The sequence below is a fragment of the Streptomyces sp. NPDC017676 genome (assembly GCF_044329325.1).
Classification (GTDB): domain Bacteria; phylum Actinomycetota; class Actinomycetes; order Streptomycetales; family Streptomycetaceae; genus Streptomyces.
In genome coordinates this window covers 1-24,615 of the sequence record NZ_JBIRJA010000020.1, presented here as the reverse complement: position 1 = coordinate 24,615, position 24,615 = coordinate 1, and the positions used below count along the sequence as shown (strand labels likewise).

The window sequence follows — 24,615 nt, the reverse complement described above, 5'->3', positions numbered from 1 at the left end:
GTACGCAGTCTTCCCACTGTCGGCGCGGGCGACGCCGCCACGTCCGGGACTCGGCGGCCGTTGACCGGTACCGAACGGCCGTGCGTCCGGGGAGGGGTCCGCAGCCCAGGAACACGGCGAGGGCCCGGCCGCCGCGCGCGACCGGGCCCGGACACGGACGGCTCAGCGGTGACCGAACCACGTCAGGGAGGACAGCGCCTTGTCGTCGTAGCCGAACAAGGCCTGGTTCTCCCAGCCGTTGCCGGACGTGGCGTCCGCCGGGTCCCAGCCGTTGCCGGTGACGGCGGTCCAGGTCGCCTCCCAGTAGAAGACGCCGAGACCGCGGCCGTTCGGGACGGCCTCCACGATGCTCGCCACGTCGTTCATCCACTTGGTCTGGCCGGCCACGGTCGCCGGGTAGCCGGAGACCAGTTCGCCGGTGGTGTCGATCTGGTTGGTGAGCGCGTCGTCGCTGTCCAGCCGGAACGGGTAGGCCGTCTCGGCGACGAACACCGGCTTGCCGTAGCGGGAGGCGGCGTCGTCCAGCGTGCTCTGGAAGTCGGAGAGCGGGCCGTGCCAGTAGCCGTAGTACGACAGGCCGATCGCGTCGAACCTGACGCCGTTCGCGACCGCGTTGTCGAACCACCACTCGGTGCCGGCCTTGTCCCCGCCCTTGGCCAGGTGCAGCGCGACCGTGGTGGACGGGTTGACCGCCTTGACGGCGTCATAGCCGGAGTTGATCAACCCGGCGAGTTGGCTCCAGTTGTCCGTGGATCCCTCGGACCACAGCATGCCGCCATTGATCTCATTGCCCACCTGGACCATGTCGGCCGTGGTGCCTTGAACCTTCAAGGCGTTCAACACGTCGTACGTGTGGTTGTACACGTCCGTCTTGAGCCGACTGTACGTGTGACCCGCCCACGCGGCCGGCTTGTTCTGCTGCCCCGGGTCCGCCCAGCTGTCCGAGTAGTGGAAGTCCACCAGCAGCTTCATGCCCTGCGCCTTGACGCGCTTGGCCGTCGCCAGGACGTGCGCCTTGTCGTTGAAGCCGTCGGCCGGGTTCACCCAGACCTTCAGTCGCGCGTAGTTCATGCCGGACGACTTGAGGATGGACAGCGCGTCCCCGGTCGTTCCGGAACCCGTCCTGTAGACGCCGCCCTTGGCCTCGCTCTTGGCGAGGGAGGAGATGTCGGCACCATGGATGGATGTACCGGTGGTGCCGGATGTGAAGGTGAGATCGTCAACGTTGATCCAGTTGCCGGCATTCGCGTCACTGTTGACGCTGATGGTGCACTGGTTGTTGGTCACCTTGACCGACGTGACGATCCGTATCCACCCACTGGACGAGATCGGCAGATCGGTGCGCTGTTCCGCACTGCCGCAGTTCTTGAGCGACATGTACGCGGCCTTCTGCCCGCCGCTGGACCGGACCCACGCCGTCAACGTGTAGGTCCCGTTGGTCAGCCCGGACAGGTACTGGTACGTCTCCACCTTGTAGGCGGACGACGCGTAGTGGCTGAGGCGGTAGCTCCCGCCATGGCCACCGGGCTCGGTGTACGAGGCACCGGTGTCGCCGTACTCGGACCAGCCGGCGGGCGTGGCCGTGCCCGTGCCGTCGGACTCGAATCCGCCGTTGGTGAGGGTGCTCGCGGCCTGGGCGGTCTGGGCGGGCAGGGCGGTGAGGGCGAACCCGGCCGCGAGCGGCGGCAGCAGGGCCCTGATGGTGCGTCTGGGATGGAACTTCATCGTCCGTCGTCCCTTCGACGTAACTGGGGAGGTGTCCTCCGGTGCGAGCGGAGGAGAACCCCTCCGCCCACGGCTCTCGTGGCACACGCGGGCGGAGGGGAGCCGGCTCAGCCGTCGAGTCGTACGACCCGGACGGCCCCCGCCGGGACCGCGAGGCGGCCCGCGGCGCGTTCGCCCGTCAGCAGTTCGGTCCCGGGCGTGTCCAGCGGCACCTTGGTGTCGCCGGCTGTGTGGTTGATGACGAAGAGGTAGCTGCCCGAGTCGCCGCGGCGGCGCACGACCTCCACGTCGCGGGGCAGGTCGGCGCGCGGGGCGAGACGGGCGTCGTCGGCCGCCCAGCCGATGACCGCGTCCAGGCCCTGGGCGTCGAGGCGGGTGGAGACGTACCAGGCGGTGCCCCGGCCGAGCCGGTGCCGGGTGACGGCGGGACGGCCCGCGGTGAGCCCGTCGGCGTAGGTCCACACGGTCTCGGCACCGCGCGGGACCACGAACTCCGTCCACACGTCACCGGTCAGCTCGGAGCCGTCCGGGCCGGTCAGGCGGACCCGCTCGTCCTTGAGCAGCGGCGAGAACTCCTCCACGGTGAGCCCGAGGACATCGCGCAGCGCGCCCGGGTAGGCACCCTCGTGGACGGCGTCGTGCTCGTCGACGATGCCGGAGAAGTACGACACCACGAGGGTGCCGCCGTGCTCGACGTACTCCCGGACGTTGTTCCCGGCGGCCTCCGTCATCAGGTACAGGGCCGGCACGACGACCAGGGGGTACCTGGACAGGTCGGCCTCGGGGTGCGCGAAGTCGACCGTGAGGTGGCGGTCGTAGAGCGCCTCGTAGAAGGAGTCGGCGCGCTCGCGCGGGTCGTGGTCCTCGCTGGGGCGCCAGGCGAGGTTCTGCGCCCACCAGGACTGCCAGTCCCACAGCATGGCCGCGTCGGCCTCGGTGCGGGTGCCCCGGATCTCGCTCAACGCGCCCACGGAGGCGCCGAGTCCGACCACCTCGCGCCAGACGCGGGTGTCGGTGCCGCCGTGCGGCAGCATCGCCGAGTGGAACTTCTCGGCGCCGCGCCGGGACTGGCGCCACTGGAAGAACATCGCGCCCTCGGAGCCGCGCGCCACGTGGGCGAGGGAGTTGCGGGCCATCTGGCCGGGGGCCTTGGCGGGGTTGCGGGGCTGCCAGTTGACGCCCGAGGTGGAGTGCTCCAGCAGCAGCCAGAGCGCGCCGCCGGCGACGGAGCGGGTGAGGTCGGCGGCCATCGCGAGGTTGACGTGGGTGCGGCGGCCGTCGGTGATCAGGTAGTGGTCGTTGGTGACGAGGTCGACCTCGCGGCCCCACGCCCAGTAGTCCATGGAGTCGCACTGGCTGAGCGCGGTCATGAAGTTGGTGGTGACCGGGACGCCCGGTGAGAGGCGGTGCAGGATGTCCCGCTCGGCGCGGAAGTTCTCCCGGATGACGGCGTCGGCGAAGCGCTTGTAGTCGAGGGCCTGGCCGGGGTTGCCGACGGTCGGGGTGGCCCGGGGCGGGTTGATCTGCGCGAGGTCGGTGTAGTGCTGGCCCCAGAAGGCCGTGCCCCACGCCTCGTTGACGGCCTCGACACTGCCGTAGGTGTCCGCGAGCCAGCGGCGGAACCGGTCCGCGCAGGACTCGCAGTAGCAGGCCGAGACGGGGACGCCGTACTCGTTGTGGACGTGCCACAGGGCCAGTGCCGGGTGGTCGCCGTAGCGCTCGGCGAGGCGGGTGGTGATGTTCGCCGCGGCGGCGCGGTAGTCGGCGTTGCTGTGGCAGATCGCCCCGCGCGAGCCGAACTCGTAGCGCGTCCCCTCCGCGGTGACCGGCAGGGCCTCGGGGTGGGCCCGGTAGAACCAGGCGGGCGGCACCACGGTGGGCGTGCCGAGGTCGACGCGGATGCCGTTCTCGTGCAGCAGGCCGATGACCCGGTCGAGCCAGCCGAAGTCGTACTCCCCCGGCGCCGGCTCCAGCAGCGCCCAGGAGAAGATCCCGACGCTCACCATCGTGACGCCGGCCTCACGCATCAGCCGGACGTCTTCCTGCCAGACGGATTCCGGCCACTGCTCGGGGTTGTAGTCCCCGCCGAAGGCGAGCCTGGTGAGGCCCCTGGGGCTGGTGTCCGGCATGGATCTCTCCCGGGAAATCGATCATTTGGGAACGTGCACACACATCGTCGGCGGTGCGAGCCCAACATAACCGCACAGCAACAACCATTGACAAGTGTCCGGGATGTTTCTCTACTGTGAACGCTCACAGAAGCATGGCAGGGGCTCTCGGCCGGAGAGCAGCCGGGTCATGTGAACGTGCACATCTGCATGGCAGGTCCCCGCAGCGGGCGGGGACCCAGGTCAGGGGAGAAACCATGCCGCACACGAAGCGCCGTCGCCTCGTGACAACCGCCCTCGCCGTGTCCCTCGGCGCCACCGCCCTCGCCGCCTGCGGTTCCGGGGACGACGCCAAGGCCGAGTCGGGTCCCGTCTCGCTCACGTACTGGACCTGGACACCCGGCATGGACAAGGTCGTGGACCTGTGGAACAAGGGGCCGGGGAAGAAGGACCGGATCACCGTCACGGTGAAGAAGCAGGCGTCCGGCGACACGCTGGTCACCAAGATCCTCACCGCGCACAAGGCGAAGAAGGCCCCCGACCTGGTGCAGGCCGAGTACCAGGCGCTGCCGACGCTGGTCAGCAACGACGCCCTCGCCGACATCTCCGGGCAGGTCGGCGACGTCAAGGCCGAGTTCGCCGAGGGCGTCTGGCAGCAGACCACCCTCGGCACGGACGCGGTCTACGCGGTGCCGCAGGACATCGGCCCGATGATGTTCTACTACCGCGAGGACCTGTTCAAGCGTTACGGCCTCAAGGTCCCCACCACCTGGGAGCAGTTCGCCGAGACCGCCCGCCTGCTGAAGAAGAAGGCGCCGGACAAGGACCTGACCACCTTCTCCGCCAACGACTCCGGTCTCTTCGCCGGCCTCGCCCAGCAGGCCGGCGCCAAGTGGTGGACCACCTCCGGCGACAAGTGGAAGGTCGGCATCGACGACGCCGCCACCCGGAAGGTCGCCGGGTTCTGGGGCGGTCTGGTCAAGGAGGGCGTCATCGACAACCAGCCGATGTACACCCCGTCCTGGAACAAGGCGCTGAACACAGGCAAGCAGATCGCCTGGGTGAGCGCCGTGTGGGCGCCCGGCACCCTGACCACGGCGGCGCCGGACACCAAGGGCAAGTGGGCCATGGCCCCGCTCCCCCAGTGGTCGGCCGACCAGGACGTCACCGGCAGCTGGGGCGGTTCCTCGACGGCGGTCACCACCGACTCGGCGCACAAGGAGGCCGCCGCCGAGTTCGCGGCCTGGCTGAACACCGACCACGACGCCCTGAACGCGCTGGCGAAGGAGGGCGGCATCTACCCGGCCTCCACCTCGGCCCAGCTCAGCGGCGCCTTCTCCAACCCGCCGGCGTACTTCTCCAACCAGGCGGACTTCTACACCAAGGCCGCCGACATCGCGAAGACCACCGCGCCGTCCGCGTGGGGCCCGAACGTGAACGTCGCCTACACCTCCTTCAAGGACGCCTTCGGCGCCGCCGCCAAGAACAAGTCGGACTTCACCGCCGCCCTGAAGAAGATGCAGGACGACACGGTCGCCGACATGAAGAAGCAGGGCTTCGAGGTCGCTCGGTGAGCGGCTCCACCAGCCGGAGGCCGTACGGGGTCAAGGGGGCCCCGTACGGCTTCCTCCTCCCCGCCGCGATCCTGTTCGCCCTCTTCTTCGCGCTGCCCATCGGCTACGCTGTCTGGCTCAGCTTCCGCAAAGTGCGCGTCTCCGGCCTCGGCCTGGGGTCGGGCGCCCGGAAGGAGGTGTGGGCCGGCTTCGAGAACTACACCGGGGCCTTCCGGGACAGCGAACTGCTGGACGGCGCGCTGCGCGTGCTCGGCTACGGCTGCGTCGTCGTCCCGGTGATGCTCGGCCTCGCGCTGCTGTTCGCGCTGATGCTGGACTCCGACAAGGTGCGCCTCGCCCCGTTCACCCGGCTCGCGATCTTCCTGCCGTACGCCATCCCCGGCGTGGTGGCCGCGCTGCTGTGGGGCTTCCTGTACCTGCCGGACGTCAGCCCGTTCTACTTCGTCCTCGACAAGCTCGGCCTGCCGCAGCCGGACCTGTTGGACGGCGGCCCGCTGTATCTCGCCCTGTCGAACATCGCGGTCTGGGGCGGCACCGGCTTCAACATGATCGTCATCTACACCTCGCTGCGGTCCATCCCGGCCGAGGTCTACGAGGCGGCCAGGCTGGACGGCGCCACCCCGTTGCAGATCGCGCTGCGGATCAAGATCCCGATGGTGGCGCCCTCGCTGGTGCTGACCTTCTTCTTCTCGATCATCGCGACCCTCCAGGTGTTCAACGAGCCGACCACCTTGAAGCCCCTCACCAACTCGGTCAACACGACCTGGAGCCCGCTGATGAAGGTGTACCAGGACGCCTTCGGCCGGAACGACGTCTACTCGGCGGCGGCCGAGGCCACGCTGATCGCCGTGGTCACGCTGCTGCTGTCGTTCGGCTTCCTGCGGGCCGCCAACCGCCGGAACAAGCAGGAGGCAGCGGGATGAGCACCCTCGCCGTCCGCAAGGCGGCCCCGGCCGCCGGCACCACCCCGGGTACCGCGCAGGGCCCCCCGCCGCGCCGCCGTATCGCGCTGATCCCGACGGTCACGCTGCTGCTCGGCGCGGTCTACACCCTCCTCCCGGTCGCCTGGGTGGTGATCGCGTCGACGAAGTCCGGGCACGAACTGTTCTCCACGTTCACCTTCCTGCCCGGCACCGGCTTCACCGACAACCTCAAGGACCTGAACGCCTACCGGGGCGGAATCTACTGGGAGTGGATGGGCAACTCCGCCCTGTACGCCGGCCTCGGCGCCCTGCTGTCCACCACCGTGTCGGCGTTCAGCGGCTACGCGCTGGCGACCTACCGCTTCAAGGGCCGCGAGACGATGTTCAACGTCCTGCTCGCGGGCGTCCTGATGCCGCCGGTGATCCTCGCCATCCCGCAGTACCTGCTGCTGGCGAAGGCCGACCTCACGGACTCCTACCTGTCCGTGCTGCTGCCGCAGATCCTCTCCCCGTACGGCGTCTACCTGGCCCGGATCTACGCCTCCGCCGCCGTGCCGGCCGATGTGGTGGAGGCCGGGCGGATGGACGGGGCGAGCGAGTGGCGGATCTTCACCCGGGTCGCGCTGCCGATGATGGTCCCCGGCATGGTCACGGTGTTCCTGTTCCAGTTCGTCGCGATCTGGAACAACTTCCTGCTGCCGTTCATCATGCTGAGCGACGACGAGAAGTTCCCGCTCACGCTGGGTCTGTACACACTGCTGGAGCAGGGCTCCAACACGCCCGCGCTGTACACCCTGGTGATCACCGGGGCGTTCCTCGCGGTGCTCCCGCTGATCGCCCTCTTCCTGGTCATCCAGCGCTTCTGGAGCCTCGATCTGCTGTCCGGGGCCGTAAAGTCATGACCATGAGCAATACGGGGGGCCGGCGCAGACCGCCGACGATCCACGACGTGGCGCGCGAGGCAGGCGTCTCGCGCGGCACCGTCTCACGTGTGCTCAACGGCGGCCACTACGTCAGCCCCGCCGCCCAGGAGGCGGTCAACGCCGCCATCCGCAGGACCGGGTACGTCGTGAACCGGCACGCCCGTTCGCTGATCACGGGCCGCTCCGACTCGGTGGGCTTCCTGCTGACCGAGCCGCAGGAGCGGTTCTTCGAGGACCCCAACTTCAACGTCCTGCTGCGCGGTTGCACCCAGGCGCTGGCCGCGCACGACGTCCCGCTGCTGCTGATGCTGGCGGGCACCGAGGACGAACGGCGGCGCATCACGCGGTACATCACCGCGGGGCACGTCGACGGGGTGCTGCTGGTCTCCAGCCACTCCGGCGATCCGGTCGCCGAGGAGCTGCGGGAGGCGGGCGTGCCCCTGGTGGCCTGTGGCAAGCCGATCGGGCTCGGCTCCAAGGTGAGTTACGTGGCCGCCGACGACCGGGACGGCGCCCGGGACATGGTCCGGCACCTGCTGTCCCTGGGGCGGCGCCGGATCGGGGTGGTCACCGGACCGCTGGACACCCCGGGTGGTGTGGAGCGGCTCGCCGGGTACCGGGAGGTGCTCGCCGAGGCGGGTATCGCGGCCGACGAGCGGCTCGTCGTCTCCGGCGACTACAGCCGGGCCAGCGGCGAGGCGGGCGCGGAGCGGCTGCTGGCGCAGGCGCCGGACATGGACGCCGTGTTCGTCGCCTCCGACCTGATGGCGCAGGGGGTGCTGGCGGCCCTGCACCGTGCCGGGAAGCGGGTGCCCGAGGACATCGCCGTCGGCGGTTTCGACGACTCGCCGGCGGCGACCGCCGCCACCCCGGCGCTCACCACCATCCGGCAGCCGTGGGACCGGATCAGCAACGAGATGGTGCGGGTGCTGCTCGCCCAGATCGGCGGTGAGGACCCGGCGGCCGTGATCCTGCCGACGGAGCTGGTCAAGCGCGACTCGACGTGACGTCGGGTGCGCTCGGGCGCACCTGCCGGCAGCCGACCCGCGGTGAGGCGCCGTACGCCACCACGGCTGTCCTCGTGCCGGTGACGGTGCCGTCCAGGCACAGCTGTCCGCCCATGATCCGCAGGTCGAGCGTGCAGCCCACGCCGCCGGGGGCCGTCGATGCGCTGATCGAGGTGACCGAGTCCGCGCAGCATTTCCTCGACCTGGCCCGGAGTGGGATCGGGCGTCTCCTCCAGGGCGCCGGTGATCCGGCGGGCCTGGGCGCGGGCCGGGCATTTCTCGACACCGCTCAGCGCGACCTCCGCACGGGGTTCACGGGGGAGCCGGTGGCGTCCGGGACGGGCGGGGCGGGGGCGGCGTGGGCAGGGGCGTGGGCGCGGTCCTCACCCGTCCCGGCTCCGGCGGCTCGGACGGCTCGGGCACGACCGTGGCCGGCGCCTGAGGCTGCGGCTCCGCGACGGAGTCGAGCAACTGCATGAACCCGATGAACTCGGGGCCCCCGGACGGGGTGCGGGCGGCCACGGACCGGCTGACGACGCCGTCCTTCCCCGTCTGCTCCCCGCCCCCCGTTCGCTGTGGCACGCGGCGAGGAGCACCGCGCACAGGGGGTGTGCCTGCGGCGTTGCGGGGGTGCCGCCCGTGCCGACGAGAAGGCCCCGCCCTAAGCGGTCAGGATCGGAGAAGCCGCGGCGGGCTCCCCGGCCCTAGCGTGGGAGCACCGGCGGGGAACCGTCGGATCCACGCGTCTCGAAGGAGTGAGCACCATGACCGCCGGCCTGCAGACGATCATCTATCCGGTGAAGGACCTGGACCGCGCCAAGGCCCTGTTCGGCGCGCTGCTGGGTGTCGAGCCGTACGCGGACGAGCCGTACTACGTCGGTTTCAAGGCCGCCGGCCAGGACGTCGGCCTGGACCCGAACGGGCACGCCAAGGGCATGACCGGGCCGGTGCCGTACTGGCACGTGGCGGATCTGCGGGAGCGGCTCGCGGCGCTGCTGGCGGCGGGCGCCGAGCTGCTCCAGGACGCGCAGGACGTCGGCGGCGGCCGGCTGATCGCCTCTGTGAAGGACGCCGACGGCAACCTCGTGGGGCTGCTCCAGGACGCGGCGGCCTGACGTCGCCACGACCCCCGCGCCCAGCACTAGTTGCACACTCAACGATTGGCCGGATCGGTGCTACGGTGCGGGTATGGCAGGCACGACGGCCGAGACCCGGCTCGAAGAACGCTGGCGGGACATCCTCGCGGTGCACGCGCGCACGATGTGCGAGATCGACCGCGCCCTGCATCCGCACGGTCTGGGCGCCAGCGACTTCGAGGTGCTGGACATCCTGGCGACGGAGTCGCCCCGGCAGGGTGACCAGTGCCGGGTGCAGAACCTGGTCGGCCGGGTGCATCTCAGCCAGAGCGCGCTGTCCCGGCTCATCGCCCGGCTGGAGAAGGACGGCCTGGTGGAGCGCTCGGTGTGCGCGGAGGACCGGCGCGGGGTGTGGGTCGCGCTCACTCCCAAGGGACGCGCCCTGCACGCCGAGGTACTGCCGGTGCAGCGTGCGGTCCTGCGGCGGATGCTGGCCCGGCAGCGCGGGACCCACCCCGGAGAACCGGCCGTCTAGAGCACCAGCTCCGTCCCGTCCGGCAGGATCTCGGCGCCGTACCCGGCCACGCGCGCGCGTGCGGGTGAGGCGGGGTCGAGGAGCGGGTTGGTGTTGTTGAGATGGGTGTAGATCCGGCGCGCGCCGGGATACCTGGCCAGTGCGGCCAGCGAGCCCTGCGGACCGGTGACCGGCAGGTGCCCCATGGCGGCCTGCCCGGCGCCGGAGCGCACCGCCGTGCCCATCTCGTCGGCGGCGAAGAACGTGCCGTCCAGCAGCACGCAGTCCGCCTCGGCGCACAGGCCGTCCAGGACGGGGCTCCAGGCGCCGACACAGGGTGCGTACACCAGCACTCCCCCGGTGGCCAGATCCTCGACGCGGTACGCCGTCACCCAGGGTCCCGGCTCCGTGGACGCCTGGTCCGGTACGTACTTCGGGACCTTCATCCCCACCGGATGGGCGGTGACCACGAGTCCGCCGGCCAGCACGAAGCCGCCGTCGGCCAGGCTGTCGGCCCACTCCCAGGGGGCGTAGCGGTCAAGGGCGGCGCGGGCGGGGGCGAGGGCGGCGTGGACCGGAGGCGCGGCGTAGATCTTCAGGCCCGCCGCCCCGCGCAGCTCGGTCAGGCCGGTCACGTGGTCGGCCTCGGCGTCGGTGAGCAGCACGCCGCGCAGCGGTGTGTCCCGGGGTCCGGGGCCGGGCCACAGGGCCCGGGTGGCGGCGAGCTGGGTGCGCAGGTCGGGGGACGCGTTCAGCAGCCACCAGTCGCGGCCGTTGCCGGTGACGGCGGCGCACTCCTGTGTGCGGGAGGGCAGCCTGCCGTCCCGGGCGGCGGCGCACAGCGCGCAGGCGCAGTTCCACTGCGGGAAGCCGCCCCCGGCGGCGGTACCCAGCAGGACGACCTTCACGACCATCGGCTCCTTCGCGCTCGCCCGATCCGTCTCCCGCTGGGATCTTCCCGCCGGAAGGCCGGTGACCACCGGCGCCGGGGAGCACTTCCGGCCGTCCAGGACCGGGACGCCTCGGTTGACGCGCGCCGGTGCGCGCGGTGTGGGGGCGTGCGCCGGGCTCCACCGTGGGCGCGTGCGCCGGGATTCAGCGTGTGGGGCGTGCCCCGGCTTCATCGTGGGGGCGTACGCCCGGCTTCATCGTGGCGCGTACGCCTGGCTTCAGCGCGGGCGCGTAAGGCCGGGATTCAGCGTTCGCGCCCCTCAGAGGCGGTGGGTCACCGGGCCAGCAGGGTGCGTACCCCTTGGGAGGTGAGGGTCAGCCCGTGCGCGGAGCTGCCGTCGATGGCCAGGGAGAGCTCTCCCTCGGGCCACTGGGCGGCGAGCGCGCCGAGCGGGATCAGGCGGTAGCGCGAGACGAACGGCAGCAGCTCGGCCATCTCACCCTCCGTGGTGAACACCGGGACGACCGGGTCGCCCCCGGGCTGTTCCAGGACGGGCAGCGCCACCGTCGAGGCGTCGGCGCCTTCTCCGTCCACCGCGTCGTCCGGCACGGGGACGAGCACGTCACTGTGGGCGAGGGTGTCCAGGGCGGCCTGGTCCTCGGCGTTCTCGGCCAGCGCGTCCAGTGCCTGCTGGGCCGGCGTCGGCTGGGCGTCGTGTGCGGGTGTCTCCATGGCTGGTCCCCAGGTAGCGGGCGGTCGTACGGGCCGTCCGGGCGGGCTGGTGCCCGGACGGGCTCCCGCCTCGCGTACCCGGTGGGGTCCCCGGCATGCGTGGGGATCGGCGGCAGGTCCGGTGACGAGGCGGTGGACCTGACGGCGGCCGGGAAACGATCAGGTGAGCGCGGCCCCACCACTCCTCAGAGCACCCCTCACGCGCGTGCGCCCCGATCGGCCGGCTGCACGACGTACCGGGCGTGACATGGCTCGACGCGCCGGCGCCGGAGGAGGTGGACGAGTACGCCATGCTGCTCGCGTCGCACTGGACGGGGAGCTCGGCCTCTACCGGGTCCGGGGCGCGCCTGACGCGGGGGGACCCGCCTCGGGGGCTCTCCGGGCGGCCGCTCACCCGCCGGTGGCCCGGGCGGGCGGGACACCGGTCACGGCCCGGCCTGCGCGAGCAGGTCGTCGATGGTGGTGACCCGGACCAGCGGCCGGTACAGCTCCATGATCTGCAGGGCCTTGACGTGGGAGTCGTCGTCCACGCCCGCGCAGGCGTCCGCCACGACCAGCACCTCTGCGCCGGCGTCCGCGGCGGCGAGGGCGGTGGAGAGCACGCAGCACTCGGTGCTGACGCCCGCCAGTACCAGGCGGCCGTCCGGGGCGGTGCGGGCGGCGAGTTCGGGGGTCCACTTGCCGAAGGTGGTGGCGTCCATGACGTGGTCCGCGAGACCGGCGAACTCGTCGGTCAGCGCCCAGAGTCCGGCGTCGGGGGGCCGAAGGGCGAAGGGCCACTGGTCGTAGTAGGCGCGCCAGGCGCCGGCCGGCCGCTCAGGGGCCAGGAAGCGGGTGAAGGTGACGCGGCCGGCGAAGGCCGGCAGCAGGGCGCGTACGCCGGCTGCCGCGTCGGCGTACCGGGGGGTGGCCCAGGGGCTCGCCGGGTCGGCGAAGACGCGCTGCATGTCGATGACGGCTAGATGTCCGGGGCTCCTGCGGGGCACCCGGGCGCCGGGGTGCCCGGCGCTCATGGGTTCAGCACCCCTTCGTCGAGCGCCGGGCTCGGTTCACGGGCCTCCTGGGAGCGGACCGGGGCCCGGCCCAGGAGCAGCGTGCCGACGAAGGTGAGGGCCAGGGCGACGAGGACGCCCAGGTTGGCGTAGGCCCAGGCACCGGTCCTGCCGCCGAGACCGAACGGCTCCAGCAGGTAGCCCTGCCAGGTCAGCCAGCGCGCGGCGCTGTTGGTGACCAGGCCCCAGCCGACCGCCGTGGCGGCGAGGGTGAGGACCAGTGGGCGGAGGGGGACGTCGCCGTAGCGGCCGTGCGGGCGGAACAGGTCGCCGTCGTCGTAGTCGCGGCGGCGCAGGGCCAGGTCGGCGAGCATGACGCCGGCCCAGGCGGCGATGGGTACGCCGAGGGTGGTGAGGAAGCCCATGAACTGGACGAGGAAGGTGTCGGCGAAGAACACGATGTAGATCGCGCCGGCGATCATCAGCACGCCATCGAAGAGCGCGGCCAGATAGCGGGGCACCCGAAGGCCGGCGGAGAGCAGGGCCAGGCCGGAGGAGTAGATGTCGAGGACGGCGCCGCCGACCAGACCGAGGACGGCGACCAGGGCGAACGGCACCAGGAACCAGGTCGGCAGGAGTGTCGCCAGCGCCCCGATCGGATCGGCCGCGACGGCCTTGCTCAGCTCGGCGGAGGAACCGGCCAGCAGCAGACCGAGGACCAGCAGGACGAGCGGGGCCAGGGAGGCGCCGAAGGCGGTCCAGCCGATCACGCCCCGGCTGGAGGAGTCGCGCGGCAGATAGCGGGAGTAGTCGGCGGCGGCGTTGACCCAGCCGAGGCCGAAGCCGGTCATCATGAACACCAGCGCGCCGATGAACTCCTGCGCCGAGCCCGCCGGGACGGCCTCGACCGTGCTCCAGTGGATGTGGTCGGCGACGAGGACGACGTAGACGATCGTGAGCGCGCCGGTGACCACGGTGATCCAGGTCTGCAACCGCATGATCAGGTCGAAGCCCATGACCCCGCCGACGACGGTCAGCGCGGCCACCACCATGAGGGCGACCGCCTTCGTCTCGGTGCCGCCGCCCCAGCCCAGGCTGTCGAAGACGGTCGCGGTGGCCAGCGTGGCGAGCGCGGTGAGGACGGTCTCCCAGCCGACGGTGAGCATCCAGGAGACGACGGACGGCAGCCGGTTGCCGCGCACGCCGTATGCGGCCCGGCTGAGCACCATGGTGGGGGCCGAGCCGCGCTTCCCGGCGACCGCGACGAAGCCGCAGAGCAGGAACGAGACGGCGATGCCGAGCACGCCGGACAGGATGGCCTGCCAGAAGGAGATGCCGAAGCCGAACGCGAAGGCGCCGTAGCTGAGTCCGAGCACGGACACGTTGGCCCCGAACCAGGGCCAGAACAGGGAGCGCGGGGTGCCCCGGCGCTCCGAGTCCGCGATCACGTCGAGCCCGTGCGTCTCCAACTGGAGGGGTCGGCCCCCGGCTCCGCCGTCCAGAGGGCCGTCGGCTCCACTGTCGACACGGCCGCCGGCTCCTCCGTCGACAGGCCCGGTGGCTCCGCCGTCGACAGGACCGCCGGCTCCGCCGTCCAGAGGGCCGGTGGCTCCGCCGTCGAGAGGGTCGTGCGGGTGCGTCATCGCCGAGCCACCTGCCCTACCTGTCCGGACGTGTTCGATCACGCTAGGTCTGCCCTCGGGGGCGCCCAGGCAAGCCCGGTTCAGCCGGTCAGCGGTCGAACTCCTCCTGGATCGGGGTCTTCGGCTCCTCCCGCAGGTGCTGGGAGAGTCCCGGCTTGCCGCCCTGCCGTGCCCGTTCCGCCCGCTGGGTGGCGTTGGTGCCCAGGTCGGAGTCCGGGTCCACCCTGACCGACCTCGCCACGTCCGCGCGGTTGGTGTACTCCTCGGCGGGTATGCCGCGCAGGGCCTTCACGACCTCCTCGGAGGCTCCGGCCTCTCGCGCGGCCGAGACCAGCCGGTCCTTGTCCGCCGGGTAGGTCACGTCCTTCAGCGCGTCCAGCACCTCGGGAACGCCGGTGTGTGCCATGCCCATGACGCCTCCCTACGCGTCACCGCTCTCGTCTGCGGTCTCGTCCGTCTGCTCGTCCGCGGGGTCCGCTCCCTCCGCCTGAGACGGAGTGGTGCGGGGCGGCTGTTCGGCCTCGGGGGCGCCCGGCTCCCGTTCGCCCTCGGCCTGGGAGGGGGTGTTCTCGCTCATCGGATGCTCTCGGTCCTCTCACGCGTGCGCGCTGTTCCGGACCCCGGGTACCCGGGCGACGCGGGACCCATCACCCGCGGAATCTCTGAATCCGCTTCCGTCGGATGGGTACCTGACCAGTCCGGCGCAGCATGCGGCGCCGGCCCGATGATCCTGAACCAACTCACCGCCTGGAGGAGCCATGGCGGGTATCACCCCACCTGAGCTGCAGAAAGCCCTGTCGGGCGCGGATTACCCGGCCACTTCCGACCAGCTTCGGAAGGTCGCCGAGAACAACCACGCGCCCAAGGAGATCACCGAGCGGATCTCTCACCTCGGGAAGAAGAAGTTCGAGAACCCCGCCGAGGTCAGCAAGGCCGTCTTCCAGAACGAGTGACGGCGACCGGACACGGGTGCGCGGCGGCCGGGGGCTTCTGCTCCGGCCGCCGCGCGGTGGTCAGCGGGGGCCGGGACCGTCGCCGGACCGCACGGTGGGCAGGGCGAGGGGGACCGGACCGGGGGCGCCCGTGCCGCTCTTGCAGGAGTCGTGGCAGTCCTTCTCCAGGCTGCAGCACAGTGAGCAGACGGCGCCCTGGTGGAAGGGGCAGGCGGCCATGTCCGGACGTTCGAAGCCGGTCGCGCAGACGGAACAGGTCAGGACGGCGGCCGAGGGCAGACCGTCCGCGCCGAGCGGCGGCTCGGACAGGTCGTCGGCGCGGGCGAGGTAGTAGCGGCCCCGGGTGAGCACCGCGAACAGCGGTGAGAGCACCATGGCCAGGAACAGTGCGATGAACGGCGAGAACGCCTTGCCGTACGCGCCGAACGCCTCGAAGTACGCGGCGATGGAGACCGCCGAGGCGATCAGCATCGAGCCGAAGCCGACCGGGTTGAAGTGGTACAGGTGCGCCCGCTTGAACTCGATGTACGACGGGCTCAGTCCGAGCGGCTTGTTGACGACCAGGTCGGCGACGACCGCGCCGATCCAGGCGATGGCGACGTTGGAGTAGAAGCCGAGGACGGTGTTGAGGAAGCCGAAGACGCCGCCCTCCATCAGCGCGAGCGCTATGCCGACGTTGAGGAAGATGTAGACGACGCGACCCGGGTGGCGGTGTGTCAGCCGTGAGAAGAAGTTCGACCAGGACAGTGAACCGGAGTACGCGTTCGTCGAGTTGATCTTCACCTGGGAGAGGATGACGAAGAAGGTGGCCAGGCCCAGGGCGACCGGCGCGGCGAACGTCCCGAACCCGTGGACGTACTGCTGGATCGGCTCGTTCGCCTTGCCCGGTCCCACGCTGCCGGCGATGTAGAAGGCCAGGAAGGCGCCGCCGATCTGCTTCAGCGCCCCGAGGACCACCCAGCCGGGGCCGGCGCCGAGCACCGCGGCCCACCAACGCCCGTTGTTCTCCGGGGTCTTGTCGGGCATGAAGCGCAGATAGTCGACCTGCTCCCCGATCTGCGCGATGAGCGACAGCGCGACGCCGGCACCCGCCCCGACACCGAGCATGCTGATCGTCGAGCCGGTGGGCGAGTCGCCCGCGAAGTGCGCGAACTCCGAGAACTTTCCGGGCTCCTGGATCGCGATGGACACGAACGGGGCCACCATCAGCACCAGCCAGACCGGCTGCGTCCACACCTGCATCTTCGACAGGGCGGTCATGCCGTGGACGACGAGCGGCAGGATGACCAGGGAGCACAGGACGTAGCCGACGGCGAGCGGGATGTGCAGGCCCAGTTCCAGCGCCTGCGCCATGATGGAGCCTTCGAGGGCGAAGAAGATGAAGGTGAAGCTCGCGTAGATCACCGAGGTGAGGGTCGAGCCGAGGTACCCGAAGCCCGCGCCCCGGGTCAGCAGGTCCATGTCGATGGAGTACTTCGCCGAGTAGTACGAGATCGGGATGCCGGTGAGGAAGATGACCACCGCGGCGGTCAGGATCGCCACCAGGGCGCTGGTGAAGCCGTGCGAGACGGCTATCGAGCCGCCGATGGCGAAGTCCGCGAGGTAGGCGATACCGCCGAGGGCCGTGGTGGCGACGACGTACGGCGACCAGCGGCGGAAGGACTTGGGCGCGTACCGCAGCGAGTAGTCCTCCAGCGTGTCGTTCTGCGTCCAGCCGTTGTACGTACGACCGCCTGGCGGGGCCGGTGGCGCTTGGGTGTCGACGATCTCCGTCACGGCGCTCCCCTTTGCCTGCGCTGCGCCCGGACGGCCCGGGGCAGTGCAGGAAGGTTCGTGCCGCGGTATTGCCCGGCTGTTTCGCGGCCTTTACAACACGGCGACCTGGCGAGAGGTGACATCCGTCACAGCGGAGTCGGCGACTGAGCGGGCCGGATAGTAGGTGCGGCTCCCACGACATATGGGATTTGTCCGGCTTGCCGTGGGTATGCGCGGCGGCTCGAACGGTGGCACGCGCGCCGCCCGGCACCTCGTCGCATGACCCGGCGAGAGCGCGGATCTGACGGTCCGGCAGCATTGCGCAAACGTCGCGGTCGCGAAGTCGGCATCTCTCGGCCCGTCTGACAAGGGCCGCGCGGCTCTACGGGGAGCGATAGTAGACGCACCCTTTGCACTCCGTGTGAAGCCGTCTTGAGAATGAGCCCTCCGCGATCACCGAGTGAGGTTGACGTATGGGCCAGCACCGCAAGACGAAGCACTACCGGCGAATAGTCGTCACCGCCGCCGCCATCGGCGCCGTGGGCGTGCCATCTGTCGCCCTGGCCTGTTCCGAGTGGCCGTACGGCACGGACGACCCGGCGCAGACCACCGCGACGAGCGCACCCGTGGGGCAGTGGCAGTACACGCCCAGAGATCACGACAGCAACGTTTACGCCACCGGAGCGCCGCTGACCGTCGGGCCGGAGACCAGCGTGCCGCCCACGCCCCGGGCCGCGACGCGTCCGACGACCCGGCCGAGCAGCAGGCCTTGGCACGCCGAGAAGAACGCGCCTTCCCACAAGAAGAAGGCCCTGGCCCACAAGGCCCGGCAGACCGCCGCTCCCGGCACCCCCCAGACCACCGCGCCCGCCCCCACCGCTTCCTCGGCCCCCACCGCGCCGAGCAGCCCGGCGCCCACCACTTCCGCGGCGCCCGCCGCGCCGAGCAGCCCGGCGCCCGCCGCCACGGCGTCCGGGGTCACCGCCGACATCGTGCGGCTCGTGAACGCCGAGCGTGCCAAGGCCGGTTGCCAGCCCCTGACCCTCAACTCGACGCTGACCAAGGCCGCTCAGGCCCACAGCGACGACATGGCGGCGCACCAGAACATGTCGCACACCGGATCCGACGGCTCGTCCCCGGGCGACCGCATCACGCGGGCCGGCTACACCTGGAGCAGCTACGGCGAGAACGTCGCCTACGGCTACAGCACGGCGGACCAGGTCATGGCGGGCTGGATGTCCAGCCCCGGCCACCGGGCCAACATCCTCAACTGCGGCTTCAAGGAGATCGGCGTCGGTCTCGCGCAGCCCGGCAGCTACTGGACCCAGGACTTCGGCACGTCCCGCTGAGCGTGGGTCCGCTGGGCGTCGGTCCGCTGGGCGTCGGTCCGTGGAGCGTGGGTCCGCTGGGCGTCGGTCCGCGGAGCATCGGTCCGCTGCGCGTCGGCGGGCGGCGCGTCGGCGGGCGGCGCGTCGGCCCGGACAGCCCCGCGGGTTCGCCGGTCCGCCGGAGCCCGACGGCCGGGCCGAGGGTGATGCCGCCCGCGGTGCCGATCCGTGAGGGCGGGTGGTCCTGGCCGCGCGCCCGCGGGCACAGGCCGCCGGGCGGTCTCCCCCGCCCTGACCGGGTCAGAGCTTGGCGCCGAAGGCCTGGGTCCACCAGGGGCCGCCCGAGCCGTCGTGGACGCCCACGCCGATGTTCTTGAACGCGCAGTTGAGGATGTTGGCGCGGTGGCCCGGGCTGTTCATCCAGGAGTCCATTACCGCCTGCGGGGTCTGCTGGCCCTTCGCGATGTTCTCGCCGTACGTGGACCAGCGGTAGCCCGCCGCGGTGATGCGCTCGCCGGGGCCGGCGCCGTCCGGGTCGGTGTGGTCGAAGTAGCCGCGGGCGGCCATGTCGTCGGAGTGGCCCTGGGCGGCCTTGTCCAGTTGTGGGTCCTCGGTGACCGGGCCGCACCCGGCGGCCGCGCGCTCCTTGTTCACCAGCGCGACCACCTGGGCCACCGTGCCGGTGGGCGCCGGCTGCGCCTGCGGGGTACGGGAGACGGTCGGAGTCGTGGGCGCGGCCGGCTCGGCCCGGGGAGTGGTGTCCTCGCGCGTGGGGCGGGGGCTCTTGGAAGCACTCGGCTTCTTCTTCGTGGCGAACGGGGACGGTGACGGCGACGCGGATGCCGAGGGCGACGCGGAGGTGGCGACGGCGCTGGGTTCCGCCAGGTCCACGACGGGGGCACCGGCGGTCCGCGCGGCGGTCGCCTCCCGGGTGTCGGCCGGTCGGGAGTCGGTGCCGAAGTACCAGAGACCGCCGCCGGCCACACAGGCCGCCACCACGGCGCCCCCGACGGCCCGACGCCGGACGCGTCGCCGCCGCCGCGCCTCGCCACGCCCGCTCGTACGACGACGGGAGGCCGCCCGGAGTCCGACGGGGGCGGGGCTGCTGCCGTCGACGCCCGGTCCGGTGCTGCCGGCGTCCGACCCGGCGGTGCCGTGACCCGGCCCGCCGGCACCCGTGTCGGTGCCCGGGCCCAGGTGGGTCAGCCGAGGGGCGGCTTCGGTGGTCGCGGTCAGGGTGGCCGTCGCCGAGCGCGTCGTCGCGAGGAGTGTCGACGACACCGCGACCAGCGCCAGTCCGGCCAGCAGCCCCTCCGCCGGCAGCAGGCCGCTCCACAGGCCGTCGCAGCGCGGGCACTCGCGGGCGTGCCGGGCTATTCGCTTGCGCCACAGGGCGGAGGGCAGGCCGTCCCAGGAAGCCAGCACGGCGCGCAGCTCCTCGCAGGCGGGCCGCGTGTCCAGCGCCCGTACCACCACCCGGGCCGCCTCCAGCCGCGCCTTCATCCGCTGCACCCGTACCGCCGTGTGCTGCGGCGACACCCCGAGGGCCGCGGCGACCTCCGCCCGGGTCAGCTCGCCGGCGCACTCCAGCCACCACAGCGAGAGCACCTCCCGGTCGTCCGGCTCCAGCCAGCGCGTGGCGCGCGCGGTCTCCTGGCGCTGGCCGGAGAGCTGGAGCCGGACGATGGTCAGGTCGACGAAGTCGGCGCCGGGGTCGGCGACGTCGCCGCGCTCCTCCACGGCGTCCGGGGCGAGTCGGCGGTCCTGCCAGTGCGCCCGGACCCGGTTCATCGCGATGGCCACGAGCCAGGAGCGGAGGCTCTCCGGGGTGCGCAGGTCGCCGAGCGAGCCGAGGGCCCGGAGCATGGTCTCCTGGACCACGTCGTCGACGTCGACCGAACCGTTCAGGGCCCGCCCCACGATGTTGTACACCAGCGGTAGGTAGGCGCTGACCAGGGCGTCCTGGGCCGCCGGGTCCCCCGCTCGGGCGGCGTTCACCAGTGCCGCCGGATCCACCGTGTGCTGTGTCCTCATCAGAGCTTCCCTGTCCTCGACGCCGAACGATGCTGTCCGTTACCTGGGAGACCGCTCGGTGCGGTGCCGATAACAGTTCTTCGGAAAATCGTTCGACGGGAGACTCACAGGAGCTGCGCCACGGCCGCAAGGGAGGAGATCACACGGCGGTGGACCCCGGCCCTGTTCAGGCGTCCTGATCGCCGGTCAGCTCGTTGGCCCGGTCGACCTCGGCCATGTGTTCCTCGGCCCAGTTCCGGACGGCCGCGAGAACGGTTTCGAGGGACAGGCCGAGTTCGGTGAGGCGGTAGTGCACGGCGGGCGGCACGGTGGCTTCCACCCTGCGCGCGACCAGGCCGTCCCGCACCAGGTTCCGCAGGGTCACCGACAGCATCTTCTGGGAGACGCCGGGCATCCGGCGCAGCAGCTCGGCGAAGCGGACCTCCCCGGGGGCCGCCTCCGCCAGCACCTTCACCACCATCGAGGTCCATTTCGTACCGATCCGGTCGAGCAGCCGACGGGTCGGGCACGCGGGGTCGAACAGGTCGCCGCGCGGGGCGTTCACGCCCTTGGCCTGGGAGGTCACCTGAAGCTCACCAACTGACGGGAAAGTGCGGTCTGGTGGGACCCAGGCTAGTTACCTAGCGTTCCCTTGTCACCATTCGTTACTCAAGGGGTCGTTCATGGCTGTCTCCCCCGTCCCCGGCGTGCGGCTGAGCCGGGTCACCGTCAACGGCGTCGGACTGAGCGTCGCCACGGCCGGTCAGGGGCCGGCCGTCCTGCTGCTGCACGGCTTCCCGCACACCTGGCGGCTGTGGACCGAGGTGATCGGTCCCCTGGCCACCCGCTACCGGGTGATCGCGCCGGACCTGCGGGGGTTCGGGGACAGCGACCGGCCGGCGGGCGGTTACGACGCCGGGAGCCTCGCCGCCGACGCCGCCGGCCTGTTGGAGGCACTGGACGCCGGTCCGGCCGCCGTGGTCGGCATCGACCTGGGCACCCCGCCCGCCTTCCTGCTGGCCATGCGGCGGCCCGGACTGGTACGGCGGCTGGTGCTGATGGAGTCGGTGCTGGGCGACCTCCCGGGCGCCGAGGACTTCCTCGCCGGCGGCCCGCCGTGGTGGTTCGGCTTCCACGCGGAACCCGGCCTGGCGGAGACCGTGCTCGCCGGCCGCGAGGAGGCGTACATCGGCTGGTTCCTGGACCGCGGCACGCTCGGCCGGGGCGTGCGGCCGGACGTCCGCGCCGAGTTCGTCCGCGCGTACACCGGGAGCGGGGCGCTGCGCTCCGCCTTCGGCGCGTACCGGGCCCTGCCCACGGGCGCGCGGCAGATCCGGGAGGCCGTGGCCGGTGCCCGCCTCACCGTGCCCGCGCTGACGATCGGCGCCCATCCGGTGGGGCGGGCACTGGAACACCAACTGCGGCCGTATGCCGACCGGTTGATGGGCCATGTGATCCCGGATTGCGGCCACATCATCCCGCTGGACCGCCCGGACGCGCTGCTGCGCCTGGTGGAGCCGTTCCTCGACGCGGACGAAGCGCCGTGCGATCGGGGAGCGGACGGCAGCGAACTCAGGAGGGGCGCGTCGCCGACACCGCCGTCACCGTGACCTTGTTGTCGCACTCGGTGATCTCGCCTGCCGACAGGGCCACTTGATGGATCCCCGCGCCGGGCAGGCCGACCACCAGGGTCGGGTACATGGAGGGCGTGGCGCCGGAGACGCAGTACCCGTCCGCCCCGCCGTGCACCTGGACGAAGGTCAGCTTCACCCATGCGCTGCGGCCCGGTGCGACCCGCACCGGGGCCGCGCTGCCCTCGCGGGTCACCTTCAGCGGGAGGTTGCGCTCCGGGGAGCCGTTGCCGGCCACGGCCACCGTCGGGTGGCCCCGGACCACGCACGTGCGCGCGGAGACGTTGGTGAACTGGACGATCGCCGCTCCGGTGCCCGTGCCACGGGGCCGGTGGGCGGCCTGGTACGCCGTCGCCTCCAGCGCCTCCGGTGTGCAGGCCGGCGCCCTGGAAGCGGGGGCCGTGCCGGCCGGGGCCGCCTCCACCGAGGCGGCGCTCGCCGTCTGGGCGGCGGCCGGCGACATGGTCGCGGCGATGGCGGTCAGAGCCGCCGCGGTGACGCGGATGCTGTGTCGGTCGCCCATGGGATTCCCCCGGTGGTCCGCGGTACGTGGTCGGGGTGCCGGTACGTCGTCGGGGCGCCGGTACATGGTCGAGGCGTCGGTACGTGGTCGGAGCGTCGGTACCTGGTCGGGGCGCCCGCCGCGGCACCGGTGCCCACCGGCACGGACACGGCGCCGGTACCCACCGGCACGGACACGGCGCCGGTACCCACCGGCACGGACCAGACACCGGGACACCGGGTTCCCCGGCGCGTCCCCTGTGACACATGTGGCGCACGTACACGAAAGGGGAGACGGTGCACGGGGAGTCAGCAAGGTACGCGCAAGACGGGGAGGTACAGAGAGAGCGGACGAGGTACACGGAGGGGACCGGTGCCGGACGGCGCGGGCGGTCGCGCGACCGGCCGCGGCGGCGTGGCGTGCGCCGGCCGGCGCGGTCCGTGGCGAGGATGGCGCCCGGTACGAACCGGCTGGGAGGCGGTGTGCGGATATGACGGTGAACCGTGTCGGCCTGGTCGTGCACGGCGGGCGCGCCGAGGCGGCGACCGCCGCGCGGGCCGTACGCGCGTGGTGCGACGAGCACGCGGTGGGATGTGCGGACATCGATGTGTGGCAGGAGGGCGCGCGGCACAACGCCCGCGAGGAGGTCGAGAGCGCGGGTGATCCGGACCTGATCGTCACTCTGGGCGGCGACGGCACGTTCCTGCGCGGTGCGCGGCTCGCGGCCGAGAACGACGCCTTGGTGCTCGGTGTCGACCTCGGCCGGGTCGGCTTCCTCACGGAGGTCCCCGCCACGGCGGTGCGGGACGCGCTGGACGCCGTACAGGAGGAGCGGATCAACATCGAGAGCCGGATGCTCCTCACCATGCGGGCGTCGTGCCGGCTGGAGGTGCCCGCGCAGATGGAGACGCTGCTGCGGTACGGGCGGGGGCCGCTGCTGCCCCCGCCGCAGGTGCGCGGGGAGTGCGAGGTGGGCAACGACTGGGGTGTCGCCCTGAACGTCACCGCGCTGAACGACGTGGTCCTGGAGAAGCTGGCCCGGGACCGGCAGGTGTCGGTGGGGGTGTATCTGGCGGGCCGGCTGCTCGCCTCCTACTCGGCCGACGCCCTGCTGGTGGCCACGCCCACCGGGTCCACGGCGTACAGCTTCGCCGCGGGCGGTCCGGTGGTCTCGCCGCGCGCGGACGCCCTGGTGTTCACACCGGTCGCGCCGCACATGGTGTTCAACCGCTCGGTGGTCGCCGCACCGGACGAGCCCATCGCGCTGCGGGTGCTGGAGCGCTCGGGCCAGGCCGCGGTCAGCATCGACGGCCAGTTGCGCGGGGTACTGGCCCCCGGCGACTGGATCGGCGTGTACGCCGCCCCGCGCCGGCTCAAGGCGGTCCGGCTCGGTCCGACGGACTTCTACGGCCGGCTGCGCCAGCGCATGAACCTCACCGACGCGCCGGCCGCGCTCGCCGACGGGACGGCCGCTCCGCTGTGGCCGGTGACGAGTCCGCGGCCGGGCGATCTGGCCCATCTGGCCCTGCCCCCGGCCCCCGCCGACGCACCCCGGCTGTCGTGAGGACATGACCCGGACGGATGGCCGTTCGCACCACGAGGTGCTGCGGCGCGGCCCATGTGCCCCGTGGTCGTATATTCCGTAGCGTAGGCGTGGGGAAGCCCACCGGAATGAGGAGTTTTTTGATGTCGACAGTCGAGCTGAACACCAACTTCGGCCGGATCGTGCTGGAACTGAACGACGCCGAGGCGCCCAAGACGGTCGAGAACTTCCTGTCGTACGTCCGCGGCGGCCACTACGACGGCACGATTTTCCACCGGGTGATCAACGGCTTCATGATTCAGGGCGGCGGTTTCACTCCGGACATGGACCAGAAGCCCACCCAGGCGCCTATTCAGAATGAGGCCGACAACGGGCTGAAGAACGACAACTACACCGTGGCGATGGCGCGGACGAACGACCCGCATTCCGCTACGGCCCAGTTCTTCATCAATGTTTCGGACAACGCCTTCCTCAACTACTCGGCGAAGAGCCCGACCGGCTGGGGCTACGCCGTGTTCGGCAAGGTGACCGAGGGCCGGGATGTCGTCGACTCCGTCAAGGCGGTCAAGACGGGCAGCCGTCGTGGCCACCAGGACGTCCCCACCGAGTCCGTGGTCATCGAGTCCGCCAAGGTCATCGGCTGACGCACACACCACCGCGGGGGGGGCCCCGGGCCCCCCGGGCGCCCCCCCCGGGTGGGGGGGGGCGGGCCCGGGGGCCCGGCCCCCCCCCCGCGCCGGGGGCGGGGCGCCCCCCCGGCGCCCCCCGCACCGGCCCCCCC

The 24,615-nt window shown here is 71.9% G+C and carries 24 protein-coding genes; 11 read left to right on the top strand and 13 right to left on the bottom strand.

Going from position 1 to position 24,615, the window contains the following annotated elements; all coding sequences use genetic code 11:
- Nucleotides 1-162: 162 nt before the first annotated feature.
- Both ACH4LD_RS34765 and ACH4LD_RS34760 read right to left on the bottom strand, forming a co-directional pair.
- Nucleotides 163-1,725 (bottom strand): glycosyl hydrolase 53 family protein, encoded by a 1,563-nt coding sequence (locus ACH4LD_RS34765; RefSeq protein WP_398058112.1) that lies wholly within the window; start codon nucleotides 1,723-1,725, stop codon nucleotides 163-165.
- Nucleotides 1,726-1,832: 107 nt separating this feature from the next.
- A complete protein-coding gene (locus ACH4LD_RS34760; RefSeq protein ID WP_398058111.1) occupies nucleotides 1,833-3,854 on the bottom strand; it encodes a beta-galactosidase in 2,022 nt (673 codons plus the stop codon).
- Between the two features lie 236 nt (nucleotides 3,855-4,090).
- On the opposite strand from ACH4LD_RS34760, the gene ACH4LD_RS34755 reads away from it, so the two are divergent.
- The 4 genes from ACH4LD_RS34755 to ACH4LD_RS34740 are packed head-to-tail and all read left to right on the top strand — an operon-like array spanning nucleotide 4,091 to nucleotide 8,260.
- On the top strand, nucleotides 4,091-5,407 hold the full coding sequence (locus ACH4LD_RS34755; protein ID WP_398058110.1) for an ABC transporter substrate-binding protein: 1,317 nt from the start codon (nucleotides 4,091-4,093) through the stop codon (nucleotides 5,405-5,407).
- Nucleotides 5,404-6,330 carry a carbohydrate ABC transporter permease gene (locus tag ACH4LD_RS34750; RefSeq protein ID WP_398058109.1) on the top strand — a complete coding sequence of 309 codons (927 nt, stop codon included), beginning with the start codon at nucleotides 5,404-5,406 and terminating at the stop codon, nucleotides 6,328-6,330. The genes ACH4LD_RS34755 and ACH4LD_RS34750 overlap by 4 nt, the downstream gene beginning before the upstream one ends.
- Complete coding sequence (locus tag ACH4LD_RS34745; RefSeq protein WP_132790224.1) at nucleotides 6,327-7,232, top strand: carbohydrate ABC transporter permease; 906 nt, start codon at nucleotides 6,327-6,329, stop codon at nucleotides 7,230-7,232. The genes ACH4LD_RS34750 and ACH4LD_RS34745 overlap by 4 nt, the downstream gene beginning before the upstream one ends.
- A complete protein-coding gene (locus tag ACH4LD_RS34740; RefSeq protein WP_398058108.1) occupies nucleotides 7,229-8,260 on the top strand; it encodes a LacI family DNA-binding transcriptional regulator in 1,032 nt (343 codons plus the stop codon). The genes ACH4LD_RS34745 and ACH4LD_RS34740 overlap by 4 nt, the downstream gene beginning before the upstream one ends.
- A 312-nt stretch (nucleotides 8,261-8,572) precedes the next feature.
- Here the strand turns inward: ACH4LD_RS34740 and ACH4LD_RS34735 are convergent, their stop codons facing one another.
- Nucleotides 8,573-8,842, bottom strand: a complete 270-nt coding sequence (locus tag ACH4LD_RS34735; protein WP_398058107.1) for a hypothetical protein — start codon at nucleotides 8,840-8,842, stop codon at nucleotides 8,573-8,575.
- 182 nt (nucleotides 8,843-9,024) lie between these two features.
- Here ACH4LD_RS34735 and ACH4LD_RS34730 point away from each other — a divergent pair, with 182 nt between their 5' ends.
- A complete protein-coding gene (locus ACH4LD_RS34730; protein WP_132790228.1) occupies nucleotides 9,025-9,375 on the top strand; it encodes a VOC family protein in 351 nt (116 codons plus the stop codon).
- 73 nt (nucleotides 9,376-9,448) lie between these two features.
- The gene (locus ACH4LD_RS34725; protein WP_398058106.1) at nucleotides 9,449-9,871 is read left to right on the top strand and encodes a MarR family winged helix-turn-helix transcriptional regulator; all 423 of its coding nucleotides are present in this window, start codon (nucleotides 9,449-9,451) and stop codon (nucleotides 9,869-9,871) included.
- On the opposite strand, the gene pqqB is transcribed toward ACH4LD_RS34725, so the two are convergent.
- The 6 genes from pqqB to ACH4LD_RS34695 form a co-directional block, all read right to left on the bottom strand.
- The gene (gene pqqB, locus ACH4LD_RS34720) at nucleotides 9,868-10,764 is read right to left on the bottom strand and encodes a pyrroloquinoline quinone biosynthesis protein PqqB (protein WP_398058105.1); all 897 of its coding nucleotides are present in this window, start codon (nucleotides 10,762-10,764) and stop codon (nucleotides 9,868-9,870) included. The two genes, ACH4LD_RS34725 and pqqB, sit on opposite strands and share 4 nt — an antisense overlap.
- Before the next feature lie 311 nt (nucleotides 10,765-11,075).
- On the bottom strand, nucleotides 11,076-11,474 hold the full coding sequence (locus ACH4LD_RS34715) for an SseB family protein (protein WP_132790232.1): 399 nt from the start codon (nucleotides 11,472-11,474) through the stop codon (nucleotides 11,076-11,078).
- A gap of 425 nt (nucleotides 11,475-11,899) precedes the next feature.
- Nucleotides 11,900-12,487 carry a cysteine hydrolase family protein gene (locus ACH4LD_RS34710; RefSeq protein ID WP_398058104.1) on the bottom strand — a complete coding sequence of 196 codons (588 nt, stop codon included), beginning with the start codon at nucleotides 12,485-12,487 and terminating at the stop codon, nucleotides 11,900-11,902.
- Nucleotides 12,484-14,109 carry a purine-cytosine permease family protein gene (locus ACH4LD_RS34705; RefSeq protein WP_398058103.1) on the bottom strand — a complete coding sequence of 542 codons (1,626 nt, stop codon included), beginning with the start codon at nucleotides 14,107-14,109 and terminating at the stop codon, nucleotides 12,484-12,486. The genes ACH4LD_RS34710 and ACH4LD_RS34705 overlap by 4 nt, the downstream gene beginning before the upstream one ends.
- A gap of 88 nt (nucleotides 14,110-14,197) precedes the next feature.
- Nucleotides 14,198-14,521 carry a DUF2795 domain-containing protein gene (locus tag ACH4LD_RS34700; protein WP_398058102.1) on the bottom strand — a complete coding sequence of 108 codons (324 nt, stop codon included), beginning with the start codon at nucleotides 14,519-14,521 and terminating at the stop codon, nucleotides 14,198-14,200.
- Between the two features lie 9 nt (nucleotides 14,522-14,530).
- Entirely contained in the window at nucleotides 14,531-14,686 is a 156-nt protein-coding gene (locus ACH4LD_RS34695; RefSeq protein ID WP_398058101.1) for a hypothetical protein, read from the bottom strand.
- 181 nt (nucleotides 14,687-14,867) lie between these two features.
- Between ACH4LD_RS34695 and ACH4LD_RS34690 the strand changes: the two genes are divergently transcribed.
- On the top strand, nucleotides 14,868-15,062 hold the full coding sequence (locus ACH4LD_RS34690) for a DUF2795 domain-containing protein (RefSeq protein WP_132790240.1): 195 nt from the start codon (nucleotides 14,868-14,870) through the stop codon (nucleotides 15,060-15,062).
- Between the two features lie 60 nt (nucleotides 15,063-15,122).
- Here ACH4LD_RS34690 and ACH4LD_RS34685 read toward each other — a convergent pair whose 3' ends face one another.
- A complete protein-coding gene (locus tag ACH4LD_RS34685; RefSeq protein WP_398058100.1) occupies nucleotides 15,123-16,838 on the bottom strand; it encodes a purine-cytosine permease family protein in 1,716 nt (571 codons plus the stop codon).
- 452 nt (nucleotides 16,839-17,290) lie between these two features.
- Here ACH4LD_RS34685 and ACH4LD_RS34680 point away from each other — a divergent pair, with 452 nt between their 5' ends.
- On the top strand, nucleotides 17,291-18,166 hold the full coding sequence (locus ACH4LD_RS34680) for a CAP domain-containing protein (protein ID WP_398058099.1): 876 nt from the start codon (nucleotides 17,291-17,293) through the stop codon (nucleotides 18,164-18,166).
- Nucleotides 18,167-18,445: 279 nt separating this feature from the next.
- On the opposite strand, the gene ACH4LD_RS34675 is transcribed toward ACH4LD_RS34680, so the two are convergent.
- Nucleotides 18,446-20,179: a sigma-70 family RNA polymerase sigma factor gene (locus ACH4LD_RS34675; protein ID WP_398058098.1), complete on the bottom strand. Its 1,734-nt coding sequence runs from the start codon at nucleotides 20,177-20,179 to the stop codon at nucleotides 18,446-18,448.
- Between the two features lie 166 nt (nucleotides 20,180-20,345).
- Nucleotides 20,346-20,744, bottom strand: coding sequence for a helix-turn-helix domain-containing protein (locus tag ACH4LD_RS34670; protein WP_103816103.1), 399 nt, complete (start codon nucleotides 20,742-20,744; stop codon nucleotides 20,346-20,348).
- Between the two features lie 97 nt (nucleotides 20,745-20,841).
- Here ACH4LD_RS34670 and ACH4LD_RS34665 point away from each other — a divergent pair, with 97 nt between their 5' ends.
- Nucleotides 20,842-21,768, top strand: a complete 927-nt coding sequence (locus tag ACH4LD_RS34665) for an alpha/beta fold hydrolase (RefSeq protein WP_398058097.1) — start codon at nucleotides 20,842-20,844, stop codon at nucleotides 21,766-21,768.
- Here ACH4LD_RS34665 and ACH4LD_RS34660 read toward each other — a convergent pair.
- On the bottom strand, nucleotides 21,731-22,312 hold the full coding sequence (locus ACH4LD_RS34660; RefSeq protein ID WP_398058096.1) for a DUF4232 domain-containing protein: 582 nt from the start codon (nucleotides 22,310-22,312) through the stop codon (nucleotides 21,731-21,733). The two genes, ACH4LD_RS34665 and ACH4LD_RS34660, sit on opposite strands and share 38 nt — an antisense overlap.
- 469 nt (nucleotides 22,313-22,781) lie before the next feature.
- Here ACH4LD_RS34660 and ACH4LD_RS34655 point away from each other — a divergent pair, with 469 nt between their 5' ends.
- Nucleotides 22,782-23,855, top strand: a complete 1,074-nt coding sequence (locus tag ACH4LD_RS34655; protein ID WP_398058095.1) for an NAD(+)/NADH kinase — start codon at nucleotides 22,782-22,784, stop codon at nucleotides 23,853-23,855.
- 122 nt (nucleotides 23,856-23,977) lie between these two features.
- Nucleotides 23,978-24,478, top strand: coding sequence for a peptidylprolyl isomerase (locus ACH4LD_RS34650; RefSeq protein ID WP_398058094.1), 501 nt, complete (start codon nucleotides 23,978-23,980; stop codon nucleotides 24,476-24,478).
- Nucleotides 24,479-24,615: the final 137 nt, after the last annotated feature.